The organism is Collinsella sp. LCP19S3_B6, from assembly GCF_052121815.1.
Classification (GTDB): domain Bacteria; phylum Actinomycetota; class Coriobacteriia; order Coriobacteriales; family Coriobacteriaceae; genus Collinsella.
Genome location: NZ_JBQKDN010000001.1, coordinates 142,009 through 160,650 on the forward strand (window position 1 = coordinate 142,009; position 18,642 = coordinate 160,650).

Sequence of the window (18,642 nt, forward strand, 5' to 3'; positions counted from 1 at the left end):
TTCGGAAGTGCGGGGAAAGTCGAATACCGCCGACCACAAGGCGTTTTTGGCAACAAAACCCCTGATAAATTGTTGGTAAAAGTGCGGTCTGCTCGGGGTTCCCGACATTTTCCCCACACTTTCGAAAAAAGGGTCAGTTAGAGCTGAAAATGTCGATATCCGCTTAAAAAGTCCAGTTTTCCCAGCTAAAACGAGCCATCGCGCGAGGGTTAAAAACGATTTTTTCGGCGCTGCCGCCGTTCACTACGAGTGGTCAGTTTGGAACCGCGAGCGGTGGATAACCAACTGGCGCTCGCTCGACAACGGCGATTTATTCGATTCTCAGAAAACTGTCCCGAGCGGCTTCTGTCGCTGTGCTTCACATCACATGAACGATGAATGAATGAACTTTGATAGTCAGGGTTGATTTCCGGTCTCAGCCGAACACATTGAGCAAATAGGCCGTTCCCGCACCTAGCCGAACGCCCCCGGGCCCCTTCCGGGGCCCGGGGGCGCCGTTTTCCCAGTTGAAGGGACGGTGGAGATCGCCGCGCGGATCATGTTCTCGGTGGCAGCATCGCCGGAGCTGCGCGACAAGTCCGAACTCATCGAGCGGTTCCTCGAGATCGCCGGCTTCGGGGAGGCGGACGCCCAGTTCGACATCGACCCGGCCGCGCCTGAGCCCGAGCGCAACTGGCGCAAGTTCGTGGCCGACTCCATGGAGGACGAGATGTCGGGCATCATCGAGGCCGAGAAGCTGAAGGCCGAGCCGACGCGCGACCTCATGCGCGAGGCGTTCGAGGTCGGCGGCGTGCCGCAGGAGGGCACGGCGGTGACGAGGGTCATGCTGCCTGGCTCGCGTTTCGGCGCGAAGGCCGAGGCGAGGGACAGGCAGCGCCACCGCGTGGCCGACCTGCTGTCCGGGTTCTACCGCAAGTACCGCAGCCTGGCCGCCCACTACCCCATCGAGTTTCCCGAGGACTAAGCCAAGCCTCCCGTGAAATAATAGAACATAAGTTCGCATAGCACGGGAGGTACTGTTGTCTACAGGTTCCAAATCAATCCGCTTGGTCACTGCCATCGTGGAGTGCCGCCCCGACGGAGAATACGCTCCCTGGGGCATCAAGTGGTACGACGGCACCGTCTATCCCTTCAAAGAAATCGAGTCATACAAACCCCGTTCCTGGGCGTTGGGAAACGATCGCACTCGCGAATCCTGGCGCGTGGCCCTTGCCGATAACAAGGCTCGCGAAAAGTGGTCCCCGAATGTCAATTCCCAATATCTGTCCGTCAGTCAGATCTCCCGTATGGTGTCAGGGTGCCGCCGGCCTATGCACGGAAAGTTGTTGCGCGCTAGATATACTGACGCATACCGTACAAAACATCAGGTTTACCAGCCGGGACGATCCATCCTTCCGGGGATATCGACAAGGCGGCACCTATGTTGGGCGCATTTGGTGGCGCGCTTTCTTGCAAAGCATGGGTATGGCGTATAACTGGATGTACCGTGCTGGAGAGCTGCTTGGGCATTTTGTCTTGCATACACGCCTACTCAATCATAAGGACATCTTCCGTTTGGAAGGAAATATCCTTTGTGGAATCGCGTAACGTTCCTTCCTATTATCAATAGCGAGAGGAGGAACCGTGGACGATAAGTTGTTGCGCATCATTCAGGAGCTCAGGCGTAGCCCGTCGGTTCCTGCAAGTGATTTATCCCGGATACTTGGGGTGAGCACTCGTACCATCCGTACGTATATCTCTCAGCTGAACCAGCTTTTCCATGATGCGGCGCGCATAGATATGAAACGCGGCGAGGGATATGAGTTATCGATTCGCGATAACGACGCGTTCAACGGGATTATCAAAGCCGACGCTGATAGTATCCATGCCCTGCCAGACACGTCTAGGGGTCGAATTCGTTTCATTTTAAATGAACTGCTCTATCGAAACGGGTGGGTCACACTAGACCGCCTTGCCGACACCTTATATGTTTCAAGGGTGACGATTTCGAATGATCTCAAGGCCGCCGAGGACTATATCGGCCGTTTCGGGCTGCAGATCGAAAGAAAACCAAGACACGGGATTCGAGTCATCGGTCCCGAGTTTATGCACCGTCTTTGTTTGGCAAGCCTTGCAATGGATGCTCCTTTCGGGGATGACCTCGCTGAAATCGCAGAGTGTGTCGATCAATCTCTTGAGCAAAACGAATTCCATATCAATGCGGTCGCACACCAGAATCTTCTTGTTCATATCGCCGTGGCAATCGAACGCATAAGAAACAACTGCTATGTGCCAATGGAACAACTTCAGATCAAGGATATTAAGACGCGGCGCGAATACGCCATAGCCGAGACCATCGCGAGAAAAGTGGCAGCTCAATTTGATATTGGGATGCCGGTTGAAGAGGTGGCCTACATCGCAATTCATCTCGCTGGCAAACAGACTATCGATACAGACGGGAAGGATGATGAAGGTTTCGAAATCTTAGGCGAAGCCTGGGGTGTTGCCGCGCAGATGATTGAGCGCGTATGGGAATCATTCCGTTTCGATTTTCGCGAAGACTTCGAACTGTGCCTCAATCTGGCTCGCCATATCGTTCCTCTTTCTGTGCGACTGAAGTGCCATATGAATCTCGACAATCCTCTGCTGGGCGATATAAAAAGACGGTTTCCATTGGCGTATTCCATGGCGTCGGACAGTTCTTCCGTGCTGGCCGATAAGTATCGGCAAAAACCTTCTGAGGAGGAGATAGGGTATATCGCCCTTGCGTTCGCTCTCGCACTTGAGCGACAGAAAAACGGACAGAGCAAGAAGAACATCCTGATTGTTTGCGCATCGGGTGCCGGTAGCGCGCATCTGCTGGAGTATCAATACCGAAGTGCTTTTGGAGGCATGCTCGGAACGATTAGGACCTGTGACGCCGGAAGTCTCAACGCGGCAAGCCTGCACAATATCGACTATGTCTTTACCACTGTGCCGATTCGACAGAAGCTCGATATACCTGTCCTCCACGTGAGCTCTTTTCTCGATGAGAGTGAAATCGGTAACGTTCAGCACATCCTGAACAGCGGCATTCAGGATGACGTCATCGACTCGTTCTTTTCTGAGGATTTGTTTTTCACCCACATGCACTGCGAGAGCAAGGAAGAGGTCATTTCTGAACTCTGTCAACGAATCGCCGACGTTAAACCAATCCCTGACGCATTTGAGTCCTCGGTACTGAGGCGCGAATCACTGGCTGAGACATCTTTCGGAAATCGTGTGGCCATTCCTCATCCCTTTGAGGCGGTGACGGATGAGACGTTCGTATGCATCGGAATCCTTGATAAACCTGTTTCTTGGAACACTCATGATGTCCAGGTTGTTTTCCTGTTGAGCATATCCAAGAAGCGCGATAAAAACCTCCAAGGTTTTTACCAGCGCGCGGCCAAGCTGCTTACCAGTGAACACGATATCGACACGCTGATCAGCCATCAGAGTCTCTCGACACTGATGGAGCTATTGCACGGACACTGCGATTTATAGGAGGAGGGAGAATGGACGAGGATAAATATTTGGATGCGATGCAGATTATCTTGCATGCCGGCAACGCAAAGTCTGCCGCCCTTATGGCGATCGACTCTGCCGCCGACGGCGATTTTGAAGCTGCCGACGCCCAACTTAAAGAGGCTCGGGACGAGATGCATGCAGCCCATGAAGTGCAGTTCAACCTTATACGCGATGAGGCAAACGGCAACTCCGTTGAGGTGAACATCATCTTGGTGCACGCAGAGGACCATCTAACGATGGCGATACTCGCAAGCGATCTTGCCGAGCGATTCATCGATCTGTACAAGAACGGTACTAACTAAGCATTTGTCCATAAGTGCGCAAGTGCGTGAGAACAAAGGAGAGAGACATGAATATCATGCTTGCCTGCTGTGCTGGAATGAGCACATCACTCGTTGTGACCAAGATGCAGGAGGCTGCTAAGGCCCAGGGTAAGGACTATAAAATCTGGGCTGTTGAGCAGGGCCAGATTTCCGATGAGCTGGGTAATTTCGATGTTTTGATGCTTGGTCCACAGGTACGTCATATTTTACGCAAAGTGACGAAGATTGTTGAAGGGCGTGCTCCGGTTGGCGTTATCGATCCCGTCTCCTATGGACGCTGTGACGGAGCGGCGGTTCTCAAGCAAGCTGAGGATTTGGTGGCGTCGTCCAAGTAGCTAAAAAATGACCCGCCGGCAGCTGGCACTACCGGCGGACGCAACACGCCATTTCGTGAAAGAAGGTGCTTTCTGTGGCAATGTCACACAAATTTGAGGATGCAATTCTTATTGTTGCGGAAAAGGTTGATGACAACAAGTATCTCGCAAGCATAAAGAACGCGTTCACAACCTTTCTGCCTTTTGTAATCGTCGGTTCTCTCGGATCACTGTTGAATAACCTGATCGCATCACCGACAAGTGGGCTCGCTCAGTGGATTCCGTCACTGACGGCTCTCGGTCCGGCGTTCACGCTTCTGAATTACTGCACGATGTCGTTTATGACGGTTCCTATCATTTTCCTGGTAGCGACCAATCTCGCCCGCCGAGACAAAGTCCCCGAGCATATCACGGGCATCGTGTGCATCGCAGCATACATCAGCATGGTTCCCAACGTCATACCGGGTCCCGATGGAACGACGGTGTCTGGACTGGTAACGGGCATCTTGGGCGCTCAGGGGCTGTTCATCGGCATGATCAGCGCCGTCGTCTACTCTCAGCTGTTCGGCAAGCTGACGAAGATCGATCGCATCAAGATCAAGATGCCCGACTCGGTGCCTCCCGCGATCGCGACTTCCTTCAACGTCCTGCTTCCGATTCTGATTACGCTGCTCTGCTCCTCGATTTTCGGAATCGCATTCAAGAGCCTGACGGGTACGTATGTAAACGATTTTATCTATACGTTCCTGCAGACCCCTCTGGAGATCATGTTCCAGAGCCCTGTCGGTATCGTTCTCGTGGTTCTCATCTCGCAGATCTTCTGGGTGTTGGGAATTCACGGCGGCTTGGTCATCTCGCCCATCCGCAATCCTCTGATGGCCGCCGCCATCGCGGCGAATATCGCTGCCGCCAGCTCTGGCGCAGTGCCCGATCAGCCGGTCACCTACGGCTTCTGGATGAACTTCGTGGTCCCCGGTGGAGCGGGCTGCATCCTTTCCCTCATCATCGCGATCATGCTGTTCTCAAAACGCGACGATTATCGTGAGGTCGCGAAGTTCGGACTTCCCTCGACCATTTGCGGTATCCCCGAGCCCGTCTACTTCGGCCTGCCCGTCGTGCTTAATCCGACGTTCGCGATCCCCCTTGCCATCACATCGCCCATCTCGACCGCGATTGCCATGTTCGCCACGAACATCGGATTCCTGCCGTGCAACACCGTTGACGTGCCCTTGGGTCTCCCTGTTCTGATTTCTCCCTTCATCAGCCACGGTTGGCAGGGCGTTGTGGTGCAAATCATCTGCATCGCCGTCACGACTGCGATTTGGGTCCCATTTGTGCTCATCTCCAACCGCCAGGCCAAGCTGGAGCAGGAGAAGAAGAAAGAACAGGACGCTGCTGCCCTCGAGGAAGCAGAAGTCGACGCTACCTGCGGAGTCAATTAGCCATGGACACCAGTATCGATTTCCATCATCTCGAGTCTCCCTTCCCCGAAGGTTTCCTTTGGGGCGGCGCCATCGCCGGGTGCCAATGCGAGGGCGCTTGGCGAGAAGGGGGCAAGGGCCCTACCGTCGCGGATGTTTCCCGCTATAAACCCGGCATCGACCCAAGCGATTACAGCGCCCAGCATGGAATTACATCCGAGGAGATCGCCCAGGCGATGCAAACGGATGACGAGCTTATGTATCCGAAACGACACGGCATTGATTTTTACCATCGTTATCGCGAGGACATCGCTCTATTCGCCGAGATGGGCTTCAAGTGCCTGCGCGTGTCCATTCAATGGGCTCGAATCTTTCCCATGGGCAATGAGGAAGAGCCGAACGAGGCCGGGCTTTCGTTCTACGAGGACATGTTCAAAACAATGCGCGAACATGGAATCGAGCCGCTTGTAACGCTCCATCATTATGATATGCCGCTGTATCTTTCAGACCACTATCAAGGGTGGTACGACCGCCGTCTTGTCGACCTTTTCGCCCGTTTCGCGCGCGTGTGCTTCGAGCGATATAAGGGCCTTGTGAAGTATTGGATCACGTTCAACGAGATCGACTCGATTTTCAGGCACCCTTACGTGACCGCGGGGATCGTTCCAGACCGTTTCGCCGATGCCAACCTCGAAGAGGTGATATACCAAGCCGTCCACCATCAATTTGTCGCAGCCGCACTCGCGACGAAAGAGCTACACGAGATCGATCCTGATGCCTTGATGGGATGTATGATCACGCGGACCCTAACCTATCCTGAGAATTGCAATCCAAAGAACATGTTGCTTTCCCAGAGATCGAATCGCGAGAACTACTTCTACTCCGATGTTCAGGCCCGTGGAGCATATCCAGCATTCATATTCGACTACTGGGACAAGCATGGCATCGATGTCAGATTCGAGCAGGGTGATGAAGAGATTCTGCGGTGCTATCCGGCGGACTTCGTCTCCTTCAGCTACTACATGTCGCTCGTCGATTCTGTTGATGCGGATGACCGAGAAAAGGTATGCGGCAATCTGGCTACGGGCGTTAAGAACCCCTATCTCGATGTTTCCGAATGGGGTTGGCAGATCGACCCCGATGGCCTGCGCTACGCCCTTGTCGATATGTACGATCGGTACCAAAAGCCGCTGTTCATAGTCGAGAACGGCCTGGGTGCCCGTGACGTTGTCGAGGAGGACGGCTCCATCAACGACGACTACCGCATCGATTATTTCCGCCGTCATATCCGGGCTATCGCGGAGGCGATTGACGATGGCGTCGAGGTCATGGGATACACCTCATGGGGTTGCATAGACGTCGTGTCGACATCGACGAATCAGATGTCAAAGCGCTATGGCTTCATCTATGTCGATCTAGATGATGACGGAAAAGGTACCTACGATCGCACCAAGAAGAAGAGCTTTTACTGGTATCGGAAAGTGATCGAGACAAACGGTGCCAGCTTGTTCCTTGAGGATGGAGGAGATGAACGATGACGCTGCTCAAGCGCGTCAAGCGGTTGCCCGAGGGGTTTGTATGGGGGGCCGCCACTGCCGCCTACCAGGTAGAGGGGTCGACGGGCAAAGATGGCATGGGGAAGACCATGTGGGACGATTTTCTCGTTTCGAAGGGCCGTTTCCTGCCTGATCCCGCAAGCGACTTCTATCACCGATACCCAGAAGACATCCGCCTCGCTGCCGAGCATGGCATCAAGGCGCTGCGCATCTCGATTTCCTGGGCACGCGTGTTTCCGAATACTGATGGTGACCCGAATCCCGTGGGCGTCAAGTATTATCACGAGTTGTTCGCTGAATGCCGCAAACATGGAATCGAGCCGTACGTAACGCTACATCACCTCGATTCCCCAATCGGAATGTTCAGTCGGGGAGATTGGCTGAATCGCGCCAATATCGATTCCTTCGTAAACTACGCACAGTTCTGCTTCGAGGAGTTCACAGAGGTCTCCCAGTGGTTCACGATCAATGAACCGATTAGCCTGGCGTTTTTCCAATATGTTGTAGCTGAATTCCCCCCAGCCGATCTGTTCAATTTCTCGTCGTCTTTCCAGGCTATGCATAACATGGCGCTTGCCCACGCTCGCGTTGTCAAGGCTTTCAAGGAAGGCGGACATCGAGGACGCATTGGAGTCATACACGCGCTTAAGCCCGTGTATCCAATCGTTGATACACCCGACAACCGACATGCCGCCGAGCTTTGGGATGCCTATCTGAATAGGTTCCTGCTTGATTTAACGTTCTTCGGCAAACTCACGGATCGCACCAGCGCGCTCATTGAGGAGATATGTGGGGTGCAGGAGGCTTCGTTCTCAGTAGAAGACGGAGATTACGATGAGATGCAGGCGGCTGTTGGTCTCAACGACTACCTCGGTATCAATTACTATCAGCCGCAGTTCGTACAGGCCTATGCAGGTGAAAATCGTTCCAAGTACAACGCGACCGGCGAAAAGGGAACGACGACCCTCCGCATGAAGGGCATTGCGGAACTTGTCAAGAACCCTGATGTTCCGACGACCGACTGGGATTGGAATATCTACCCGCAAGGTCTGTACGACATTCTTCGACAGGTCGATGCGAACTATCCCGCTCATCCCGCAATTTACATTACGGAAAACGGCCTTGGCAGCAAAGACGTGTTGGACGCAGCCGGCGATTTCGTCGATGACGATGATAGGATCGACTTCATCGATCAGCATTTGGATGCTCTCCTGAAAGCTCGTGAAGACGGCGTAGACGTGAGGGGTTATTTCGTTTGGTCTCTTCAGGATCAATTCTCTTGGTCGAATGGATACAACAAACGCTACGGCCTTTTCTATATCGATTTCGAGACACAACGTCGTGTCATCAAGAAGAGTGCCCTATGGTCGAAGGAGATCGCAAGCACTATTGACTAGAGCCGGTGATGACCTTATCACCGATACCTTGTGAATTTCTTCGGCCTAGCTTCGCGTAACCATTCCCTGCCTGATCTGATTCAGGACCTCCAGATTACCGCGGTACGCCGAAGAACCCGCAGCCCCAACAAGCCTCCCGTGCGATAATAGAACACAAGTTCGTATTGCACGGGAGGTGCCTTTGTCCGCAGACGCTAAAACCATCCGCCTAGTCATGGCCCTGGTCGAATGCCGTCCCGACGGCGAGTACGTCCCCTGGGGCATCAAGTGGTACGACGGCGCCGTCTATCCATTCAAAGAGATCGAATCGTACACTCCGCGCTCCTGGGCGATGGGAAACGACCATGTTTGCGAATCTTGTCGTGTGGTTCTCAAAAACGACACTGCCCGCGAGATTCGCCATTACAAAAACAGTTGGTACATGGTCCACGACCCGCAAGACGACCGGCCGGGCATCGCGCCTCCAAAAATAGTTAGGCTGTGTGGCTGCATATGTCCTAGCTTGTCATTTAGTAAAAGCCGCCCGTGAGTACAGCGCTCGCGGGCGGTTTTCCGGAAGTATGCGGCAAATTTCGAGACCGCCGAGCACACGACATTTTTTGGCAATAAAACCCCTGATAAATTGTTGGTAAAACTGCGGTCTGGCCGGAAGTTCCAGATTTTGCCGCATACTTCCGAAGGCGGGAGCCAAAACGGTCCTCCAGCGCTGTAATCAACCATGATTGTTCGCCGTTGATGCGTCAACAAGCAAAGAATGGGTAAACAAGGGGTCACGTATGGTGCAAATTTCGCACGTACCCAGACGCTTTGATATAGTGTTGAGAACTATTTACTTGGAGGATGTAACCGGCATGTCCGATTCGAGCGACAGTTCCAAGCCGCGACCCAAGGCCGCGGCCGTTCCACATTACACGGTGGGTGAGGAGATCATGAACTCCGTCACCCATGGTGTCGGTTGCCTGCTGGGCATCGCGGGCCTGGTGCTCCTGATCGTATTTGCCGCTCTTCGCGGCGGAGGCCCAGCCCACATGGCCGCGGCGATTGTCTATGGTGTCAGTATTATCCTCGAATACCTAGCCTCTACGCTCTACCACGCGATTCAGCCCGCGCGCGCCAAGCGCGTGTTTCGCATCATCGACCACAGCTGCATCTACCTGCTCATAGCCGGCAGCTATACGCCGTTTTGCCTCATCACGCTCGTAAACGATGGCGGCCCTATGCTGTTCTTTGCCGTATGGGCCATCGCCATTATCGGCATCGCCCTCGAGTGCTTTATGCGCGAGCGTCAACCGCACTGGGTAAGCGGCCTGGTCTACCTGCTGATGGGCTGGCTCGTCGTCTTTAAGCTGCCCGAGCTCGTGTCGCTGCTCAACCCCGTGGCACTTGCCCTGCTCGCTGTCGGCGGCGTGTGCTACACCGTGGGCGTGCCGTTCTATATCGCTAAAAACGTGCGCTACCTGCACAGTGTGTTTCACTTGTGGGTGCTCGCCGGCAGTATCTTCCAGTTCATGGCGGTGATCCTCTTCGTAATCTAGCGATCACGTCTGTGCCTGCGGACCCATCCAAGCGGCCGCCGGACGCAACTGCCCTATCCGTTATCTACGCTTACTACCTAACGTCCCGAATCTTGGAGGTTCGAGAAACTCCCGATGGACATAACCATCTCCCTTATCACCACCCTCGTTTTGACCCTCATCAACGGCTACTTCTCTATGTCCGAGATGGCGCTCACCACGGCAAAGCGCGCCGTGCTGGAGCACGAGGCCGAGGAAGGCGACAAACGCGCCGAGCGTGCCGTTAAGCTGGCTGCCGACTCCGACCAGCTGCTCGCCACCATCCAGGTCGCCATCACGCTCGTGGGCTTTGCCTCGTCCGCCGTTGCTTCGACGAGCCTGTCCGACCCGCTCGCCACGTGGCTCATGAGCTTTGGCATCGCGCCGCTCTCTGCCATCGCGCGCGGACTGGCACCGGTCATCATCACCGTTGCGGTTGCCTTCGTGTCCATCGTGATTGGCGAGCTTGTGCCCAAGCGCATTGGTCTGGCCAATGCCGAAGGCGTGTCCAAGCAGGTCGTGGGGCCGCTGTCGTTTTTCCAAAAGATTGCCCGTCCGCTCGTGTGGCTGACTGGTGCTTGCTCCGATGGTCTGGCCCGCATCCTGCGCATCAAGAGCGCCGACGATCGCCAAAACGTCTCGGAGGAAGAGATTAAGTACATGGTCTCGGAGCAGGACGACCTGCTCGACGAGGAAAAGCGTATGATCCACGAGATCTTCGACCTGGGCGATACCGTTGCCCGCGAGGTCATGGTGCCGCGCGTGGACACCACCATGTGCGAGGACGACGAGACGGTCGCCGACGTGCTGTCCACTATGCGCCAGACCGGCTTTAGCCGCATCCCCGTCTATCACGAAGATCCCGACAACGTGGCGGGCATCGCGCACATCAAGGACCTGATTCAGCCCTCGCTCGACGGCGAGGGCGACCAGCCCATCGCCGGTTATTTGCGCGACGCCACCTTTGTGCCCGACACCAAGGACATCCTGCCGCTGCTGTCCGAGATGCAGACTTCGCACGACCAGATCGTGGTGGTCGTGGACGAGTACGGCGGCACGGCCGGCATCATTACCATCGAGGACATCGTCGAGGAGATCGTGGGCGAGATCGAGGATGAGTTCGACCCCGACAACAAGTACCTCACGCGTCTTTCGCGCCGTGAGTGGCTCGTCGATGGGCGTTTTTCGTGCGATGATGCGATTGAGCTTGGTTGGCCGCTCGAGGAAAGCGATGATTATGAGACCATCGCCGGCTGGATTTTGGAACTTTGCGACTCGGTGCCCGACATCGGAGAGGTGTTTGAGGTTGCAGGGTACAAGTTCAAGGTGCAGTCGATGCGTGGCCAGCGCATCTCGCTTATTCGCGTGATCGCTCCGGCCGAAACCGATAAGAAGGATTCCGAGTCCTCGGCAGATAAGCCGGCGACGCCGGGCGCGGGCTCTGCGGACCCGCACGACGGCGACGAGTAGGGCAAGGAAGAGTAGGGGAGAGTTATGGCAGGCCTGTTCAACATCCTTAAGGTCACCGTCAGCGAGGACAAGATCTGCGCGCATGTGCTGGTGAACCCCGGCATGCCGCTCATGACCTCGGAGGACATCGAGGCCACGGCGCGCGTGTACTACCTGGTGCCCGCGATTGCCAAGCACCTGTGCCTAGGCGATTCCGGTCGTGAATTCCAGGACTGCATGGGCCAGACCGAGCTTTGCCATCTGCTTGAGCACGTGACAGTGGAGCTCATGAACGAGACCGGTCTCGCCGGCAGCATTTCGTGCGGCCGTACCCGCGTAAGCGAGCACGATGAGCGTGTCTTTGAGGTTGAGCTTTCATGCCCCGATGACGCGCTGGCCATCGGCGCGCTGTCTTCGGCGACCTTTATGATGGACTGGGCCTATCTGCACGCCGACCAGCCTGCCCCTGACGTGGAGGGCACGGTCGCGGGCCTGCGCAACCTGGTGCTGGGTATGCGCGCCGAGGCCGAGGGCAAGGATCCGCACGAGGCCATCGCCGCCGCAAACGCCGAGGACGGGGCCGAAGGCGAGGCTCCTGCCGATTCCGAACCCGGCGTCGAGGCAGCTGCTGAGGAAGCTGTCGAGTCCGAGCCCGTGGAGCCCCAGGGTGTTCCGAGCTTTGACGATGAGCTGCAGGAGGCAATCGATACCGAGGGCGCGACCGCCGAGAGCCACGAGGCCCCCGCTGCCGTCTACGGTGGCGCGGCGACGGTTCCGGCAGGCCCCGCACAGGAAGGTGCGCTTCCGCTCGTTGATGGCGCCGGCGAGGACCCGGCGGCCACGGTGGCCATGCCTGCCATGCCGCAGGAGTAGGCTCACTCGCTTATCACTATCATGTACCTGCGCTTTTACCGTACGCAGATGTGCACGACGGCAAGTGTTGCGCTGCGGGTATAATGGACAGCATTCAAACGGTGGGCATCGAGGTGCCCGCAGGAGAGGAATGATCATGGGAAAGACTTTCAGCTTTGTCTCCGGTGCGCTCTTTGGCGCTGCCGCCGGCGCTATCATCGGCGTTGCTCTGGCCCCGCGCTCGGGTGCCGAGACCCGTGCCATGGCCGCCGATATCGCCAACGATGCCTGGGACAACATGCGCGACACCTACGAGCACGGTGCCGAGGAGGCTCGTGCCGCGGTCAACGACTTTGGTCCGATGGTCGACGCCAAGACCGATGACCTGCGCGCCAAGGTCGACCTGGCCCGCGAGCGCATGGACCAGCTTCGCGAGCAGCTCAACGACGCCATCTCGGGCGGCAACGTGACGCCCGCTGCCGACGTCGTGGTCGAGAACGTCACTGAGGCCGACACCGAGGCCACGGAGCCCTCGACCGAGGCATAATGCGCGCAGGGGATTTTGTCGGCGTCAAGGTTTATCGTAAGCCTGCCGAAGACAAGCGCACCAAAAAGGACGGCACGCCGCGCAGCCCCAAAAAGCTCGGCAAGATTCACTTTCCGGTCTTTACCCCGGGCGGTACGCGCGTGGTGGGCTTTATGGTTCGCCAGTCCGATATCGCGGGCATGATCGAGCGCCCCGATCGATTTGTGGCGCTCGATGCCATCGGCGTCTATGAGGGTGCTGTCGCGGTCGACGACGTCAAGGGCACCTACGATGCCGCCGCGGCCAAGCGCCTCGATATCAACCTGGACGACTGCATCATCTGGGTTGGCATGGACGTGCGCACGGAATCGGGCGATGTCGTGGGCTACTGCTCGGACGTTGAGTTCAAGCCGCGTTCGGGTATCGTGCAGACGTTCTACGTGACCGCCGGCACTGCCTCGAGTGTGCTGGTGGGCGACACACAGATGCCGCCGGCGATGCTGCGCGGCTACGAGAACGGCGCGATGATCGTCTCGGACGAGGTCAAGTCGCTCGGGTATTCGGGCGGCGCGGCCGCCAAGGCTGCCGAGGCCAGTGTCGTGGTGGGCGATAAGGTCAAGAAGGGCGCCAAGGTGCTCGATGACAAGGGGTCGGCCGCCGTGGACAAGGGCAGTCGCGCACTGGGCAAGCAGCTCGGCAAGACGCGCGGTATGTTCAAGGCCTTTAAGGACGAATATCAAAAGGCGAGCGGGGGCTCGTCAAAAGCTAGCAAATAGCGACGTACCAAATGACGGGGGGCGAGCCGGAGACATGTTGCTCCGGCTCGCTGTGTTTATGGGGGAGGGCACATGCGCCAAAACGGATCTAACTTAAACGGGCGCTCGGGTGCGCGTCCGACGGCGCGACGCGACCTGGGGCAGCTGCCCAGCGGTCAGCGTCGACGTCGCCGTAAACCCGGCGCGATGTACCTCAACCATAGCCGTGGGTTTAGCGATCGCAGCGCGCGCATCGGCAACGGGCGCTCACCGCGCCGACCGTCCCGCCTGCCCTATGCGCTCATCGCTGTCGGCTGTGCGCTCGTGCTGTTTATCGCTGCCGTCGTGGGCTATGTCAATCGCAGCGTGGACATTGTACTCAATGGGGAGCAGGCTTCGGTGCGTGTGGGCTCCACGTTGCAGAACCTTATCGATGATCAAGGCCTGACCGACACCTACGATGCCGGCGACTTGTTGGCTGTCGACGATAGCGTGCTTACCCGCCGTGGCGGCGAAAAGCTGTCGGTGAAGGTGGACGGCAAACGGGTGAAGCAGGGCAAGTGGAATAGCCGCGAGCTAACGGGCGGCGAGAAAGTGACGGTCAAAGACGGCCGCGACACGTACGAGAAGCACGAGGTCCAGGTCACGACCATTGAGCCCAAGTTGAAGGTCGAGGGCACGGGCGCTATCGAATACGTTAAAACCTGGGGCGTTCGGGGCCGCTCCGAGGTATGGGTCGGCGAGCAGTCGGGCAAGACGCAGGACCGCGGCGAGGTCGTGCCCGCCACCGACTGTGTAGTCGAGTGCGCGAGCGTAGCGCCCAAGGGCAACGAAAAGTACGTGGCCCTGACATTTGACGAGGGTCCGAGCGGCGCGACCAAGCAGGTCTTGCAGGTGCTCAAGGAAAAGGGCGTCACGGCGACGTTCTTCCTTTTGGGCGATGCTGCGGAAGCCTCGCCCGCTACTGCCAAAGCGATTGTCGATGCCGGATGCGAGATCGGCTCCAACAGCTACAGCGATGATTCGCTCAAGGGCGAGGATCGCGAGGCGGTGCGCAAGCAGATCACGAAGGGCACCGAGGCGATTAAGTCGGCGACCGGCGTCGAGACGATGTTGCTGCGTGCTCCCTATGCCGCGTTTGACGAGCAAAACTGGATCGATGCGATGGACCTGGTGTCTGCCGTGGTCTCGTGGAATGTCGATTCGGGCGACTGGCTGCTCAACGGCGCCGACGAACAGGTTTCGACAGTGCTCGAATCGGTGACTCCGGGCAACATTGTTTTGTTCACCGATAGCGACGAGTGCTCCGAACAGACGCTCGAAGCGCTGCCGCAGATCATCGATGGCCTTGTCGCCAAGGGCTACAAGATCGTGACGCTGAGCGATTTGGTGAAGACGGATACGTCGCTGAGCAAAAAACTCACCTCGCTAACTAAGACTTCCATGCCCAAGAACGCCGTGTTTCCCCAGCTCGCCGAAGATAACGACACCGCAGACTAGTCATGGGGGACGTTCTTAAACGACTATGTCACGGATGCGTCAGCGTTTGATATGCCTGCGATGTTTGGAGCATAAATTTGGCGTCACGGCGCGATGCTGATGCTATAGTTACTGCGGATAACAAGGGTCAAGAGAAAGGTTGCAGGTGAAATCCAAACCTCGACCATACAGTCGATGACCCCTTGCAGGTGCTTCTTGCGCATGCACGGGGTGTGAGCGCCGAGCGGTGTGCCGCCCGCGCATGCGTATACATATCTAAAAGTCCACGGATGGCGTGCCGGCATGGCCACGGTCCGAAGGAATAATGATGGGGAGCACCAGTGAATTATCTGAGTGAGATGCTCAAGCTGCCGGTCTTGGACGTCGATGGCGAAAAGCTCGGCGTTGTGAACGATTTTGGCATTGCTACCGGCGAAGTTTTTCCGCACGTGACGTCGCTCGCGTTCCGCGGTCCCGGCAAGACGCCGTTTATGATCAGCTGGCGAAAATGGGTCGACCGTATCGACGAGACGGGCGTATACCTTAAGACGTCGGCCACCGAAATCCGTTTTTCGTACCTGCAGCCGACCGAACTCTTGCTCGCGCGCGACGTGCTCAATAAACAAATCGTCGACACGCAGGGCATGAAGGTTGTGCGCGTAAACGACATCAAGTTTTCCATGTCGGGCGAAAATCAGCTGCGCCTGCTGGGTGCCGAAGTTGGTGCCCGCGGTCTGCTGCGCGCAATCAGCCCCGCTCTTGAACATGTCGTCGAGGGCTTTATGAAGCACCTGGGCAAACCGCTCGGCGAGGACATCATCGCCTGGTCCTACATGGACCTGCTCGATCGATCGACTAAGAACATCCAGCTGTCGGTGTCGCATAAGACGCTCGGCGAGCTGCATCCTGCCGACATTGCCGACATTATCGAGCAGCTCGATCCTCGCCTGCGCGCGCAGGTGTTCGCGCAGCTCGACACCGCCCAGGCCGCCGAGGCCATCTCGGAGTTCGATGACGACGAGCTCATGACCGAGATGCTCGAGGGCCTGTCCGACACGGATGCGTCGTCGATGCTGGCCATGATGGACCCGGACGACGCCGCCGACCTGATCGACGAGCTCGATTACGAGAAGGCCGAGAAGCTCCTGCGCCTGATGGGCGTTCAGGAGGAGAAGGCGATTCGTAACCTGCTGGGCTATGAGGAAAACACTGCCGGCCGCATTATGACCTCGGAGTTTGTCTCCCTGCCTGCCACGGCGACGGTCGGTGACGCTATCGAGGCGATCCGCAAGCTCGACGAGGATTTCGAAAGCGTCTACTACGTCTATACCGAGGATCCGAGCGGTATGCTGACCGGTGTGCTCTCGCTGCGCACGCTGATCGTGGCCGACCGCGACGCCACGCTGGGCCAGCTGGCCTACCGCGACCTGGTTTATGTGTCGCCCGACGAGGACCAGGAAGACGTAACGGACGAGATGACCAAGTACGACCTGGTCGCCATCCCCGTCTGCGATGAGAACCGCCACATCTTGGGCATTGTGACCTTCGACGACGCCATGGACGTTATCGCCGAGGAGCACCAGGAGGACCTGCAGATCGCAGGCGTCGGCTCGGGCGATAGCGCGTCCGACGACTCGACGAATGTGCTCAGCTGGTTTGTGCATCGCCAGTACTGGGTTGTCGTGTGGGGCATTTCCTCGTGCATCATGGCGGCAGTGCTGGGGACGGCGCTGGGCTCCGCGCATCTGGTGGTGTTCCCCATGTGCGCCATGCCGCTCGTGCTGCTGGCTGCCTCGCGTATGGTGTCGTTCGTCAAGAACTACTTCCTGGAGTACGACGGCCATGACGATGAACCCAAGCCGTATCTGGGATTCTTCTTCCAGAGCACGGGCATGGGCCTGATCCTGTCGCTCGTGACCTACCTGTGCGCTCAGCTGGTGCGCACCACGGCGTTCCCCGACGCGCCCATGCTTGAGGAGCAGCTCTTTACCGGCTGCTTTAACATCGCGGCCATCGTCTGCCTGATTGGCAACATGAGCGCTGTGATTTACCTGATGGTGCTGTTCTGGCGTGACGAGCACGACCTCAATACGTCGGGTACCGCCATGAACGTCATTGCCGTTATGATCTCGTGCGTGGCGTACTGTGCCGCTGCGGTGCTGCTCACCATGTCGGTCATGGGTTAGGTGGTCGCGTGCAAAATAGCAAGCAAAAGCAGAGCACCAAGCAAAAGCTGACCATCGCGGCCATCTTTGGTGCCATGGGTCCTGGCCTTCTGGCGGCGCTTTCGGGCAATGACGCCGGCGGCATCGCCACGTATTCCAGCGCCGGTGCCAGCTATGGTTACAAGATGCTCTGGATGCTTCCCGTCATGACCGTGCTGCTCATCGTGACGCAGGAGACCGCGGCGCGTTGCGGCTGCGTGACGGGCAAGGGCCTGGCCTCGCTCATTCGCGAGCGCTTTGGCGTGCGCAAGAGCGTGCTGGCCATGGCGGCGCTGCTGATTGCCAACACAGCCGTGACCATTTCGGAGTTTGCGGGTATCGCGAGCGGCCTTGCCCTCTTTGGCGTGCCGGCGAGCATCTCGGTGCCGCTTGTGGCGCTGATGGTTTGGATGCTTACCATGTCGGGTAGCTTCCAGCGCATCGAGAAGATTCTGTTGCTGGTGAGCTGCGTGTTTGTGACCTACATTGTCGCTGCAATTATGGCTGGTCCCAGTTGGGGCGAGGTGGCGGTCGATCTGGTTGTACCCAACATTCAAAATGACCCCAGCTACGTGTCGCTTGTGGTCGCGACGATCGGTACCACCATCGCGCCCTGGATGATTTTCCTGGCACAGAACAACGTGGTCGATAAGAATGCGGGCGAGGACGATATCGTGTTGCAGCGCATCGATACCGTGAGCGGCTCGATTGCCGCCGATGTCATTGCCGGTTTTATTATCATCACGACCGGTACGGTATTGTTCCCCGCGGGCATTCAGATTAGCGACGCTGCAGACGCTGCCCGCGCGCTGGAGCCCATTGCGGGCCAGTGGTCCACGGTGCTGTTTGCCTCGGGCCTGGTCGCGGCGAGCTTCTTGGCCGCCTGTGTGCTGCCGGGCGTTACGTCCAGCGCTATCTGCGAGGCGTTTGGCTGGGAACGCGGTGCCGATCGCAGCTGGGACGAGGCCCCGGTCTATCGCGGCATCATTACGGCAATCATTGGCATTTCTGCCGTGCTGGTGCTCATGCCCGGCGTCGACCTGTTCCAGATTATGATGACCTCGCAGGTCATCAACGGCGTGTTGCTGCCCGTGGTTCTGGTGTTCCAGGTGGTTATTGCCGCCGATCGACACATTATGGGCGCCAACCGCAACGGCCGTGTGTGGAATGTGCTCACTTGGGCGACTATCGGCGTTATTACGGTGCTGACGGTCGTCATGTTTGTTCTGCAAGCGATGGGCTACAGCGCGTAGCACCTCTCTTGGACTCTAAACAGGCCGCCGCC

At 57.4% G+C, this 18,642-nt stretch carries 15 protein-coding genes; all 15 read left to right on the forward strand.

Annotated features, from left to right (window positions below):
* Positions 1 to 517 precede the first annotated feature (517 nt).
* The 15 genes from ACTQWD_RS00630 to ACTQWD_RS00700 all read left to right on the forward strand — a co-directional run bounded on the left by ACTQWD_RS00630 (position 518) and on the right by ACTQWD_RS00700 (position 18,610).
* On the forward strand, positions 518 to 964 hold the full coding sequence (locus ACTQWD_RS00630) for a type I restriction endonuclease subunit R, EcoR124 family (protein ID WP_441559031.1): 447 nt from the start codon (positions 518 to 520) through the stop codon (positions 962 to 964).
* Positions 965 to 1,623: 659 nt separating this feature from the next.
* Positions 1,624 to 3,504: a BglG family transcription antiterminator gene (locus tag ACTQWD_RS00635; RefSeq protein ID WP_441559032.1), complete on the forward strand. Its 1,881-nt coding sequence runs from the start codon at positions 1,624 to 1,626 to the stop codon at positions 3,502 to 3,504.
* Between the two features lie 11 nt (positions 3,505 to 3,515).
* Entirely contained in the window at positions 3,516 to 3,830 is a 315-nt protein-coding gene (locus ACTQWD_RS00640; protein WP_441554221.1) for a PTS lactose/cellobiose transporter subunit IIA, read from the forward strand.
* Positions 3,831 to 3,877: 47 nt separating this feature from the next.
* Entirely contained in the window at positions 3,878 to 4,186 is a 309-nt protein-coding gene (locus tag ACTQWD_RS00645; RefSeq protein ID WP_441054753.1) for a PTS sugar transporter subunit IIB, read from the forward strand.
* A gap of 80 nt (positions 4,187 to 4,266) precedes the next feature.
* Entirely contained in the window at positions 4,267 to 5,607 is a 1,341-nt protein-coding gene (locus tag ACTQWD_RS00650) for a PTS sugar transporter subunit IIC (protein ID WP_441054783.1), read from the forward strand.
* A gap of 2 nt (positions 5,608 to 5,609) precedes the next feature.
* Positions 5,610 to 7,124: a glycoside hydrolase family 1 protein gene (locus ACTQWD_RS00655; protein ID WP_441559033.1), complete on the forward strand. Its 1,515-nt coding sequence runs from the start codon at positions 5,610 to 5,612 to the stop codon at positions 7,122 to 7,124.
* On the forward strand, positions 7,121 to 8,539 hold the full coding sequence (lacG, locus tag ACTQWD_RS00660; protein ID WP_441559034.1) for a 6-phospho-beta-galactosidase: 1,419 nt from the start codon (positions 7,121 to 7,123) through the stop codon (positions 8,537 to 8,539). Before ACTQWD_RS00655 ends, lacG begins: the two co-directional genes overlap by 4 nt.
* A gap of 851 nt (positions 8,540 to 9,390) precedes the next feature.
* Positions 9,391 to 10,074 carry a PAQR family membrane homeostasis protein TrhA gene (gene trhA, locus ACTQWD_RS00665; RefSeq protein ID WP_441559035.1) on the forward strand — a complete coding sequence of 228 codons (684 nt, stop codon included), beginning with the start codon at positions 9,391 to 9,393 and terminating at the stop codon, positions 10,072 to 10,074.
* 114 nt (positions 10,075 to 10,188) lie between these two features.
* Complete coding sequence (locus tag ACTQWD_RS00670) at positions 10,189 to 11,562, forward strand: hemolysin family protein (protein ID WP_427793690.1); 1,374 nt, start codon at positions 10,189 to 10,191, stop codon at positions 11,560 to 11,562.
* A gap of 24 nt (positions 11,563 to 11,586) precedes the next feature.
* The gene (locus tag ACTQWD_RS00675) at positions 11,587 to 12,414 is read left to right on the forward strand and encodes a cyanophycin synthetase family protein (RefSeq protein WP_441041523.1); all 828 of its coding nucleotides are present in this window, start codon (positions 11,587 to 11,589) and stop codon (positions 12,412 to 12,414) included.
* 136 nt (positions 12,415 to 12,550) lie between these two features.
* Positions 12,551 to 12,940 (forward strand): YtxH domain-containing protein, encoded by a 390-nt coding sequence (locus ACTQWD_RS00680; RefSeq protein WP_154516595.1) that lies wholly within the window; start codon positions 12,551 to 12,553, stop codon positions 12,938 to 12,940.
* Positions 12,940 to 13,695 (forward strand): PRC-barrel domain containing protein, encoded by a 756-nt coding sequence (locus ACTQWD_RS00685; RefSeq protein WP_441540366.1) that lies wholly within the window; start codon positions 12,940 to 12,942, stop codon positions 13,693 to 13,695. The genes ACTQWD_RS00680 and ACTQWD_RS00685 overlap by 1 nt, the downstream gene beginning before the upstream one ends.
* 72 nt (positions 13,696 to 13,767) lie before the next feature.
* Entirely contained in the window at positions 13,768 to 15,174 is a 1,407-nt protein-coding gene (locus tag ACTQWD_RS00690) for a polysaccharide deacetylase family protein (protein ID WP_441540367.1), read from the forward strand.
* A 320-nt stretch (positions 15,175 to 15,494) separates the two neighbouring features.
* The gene (locus tag ACTQWD_RS00695; RefSeq protein ID WP_370450605.1) at positions 15,495 to 17,339 is read left to right on the forward strand and encodes a magnesium transporter; all 1,845 of its coding nucleotides are present in this window, start codon (positions 15,495 to 15,497) and stop codon (positions 17,337 to 17,339) included.
* A 74-nt stretch (positions 17,340 to 17,413) separates the two neighbouring features.
* Complete coding sequence (locus ACTQWD_RS00700; RefSeq protein ID WP_427747655.1) at positions 17,414 to 18,610, forward strand: Nramp family divalent metal transporter; 1,197 nt, start codon at positions 17,414 to 17,416, stop codon at positions 18,608 to 18,610.
* Positions 18,611 to 18,642: the final 32 nt, after the last annotated feature.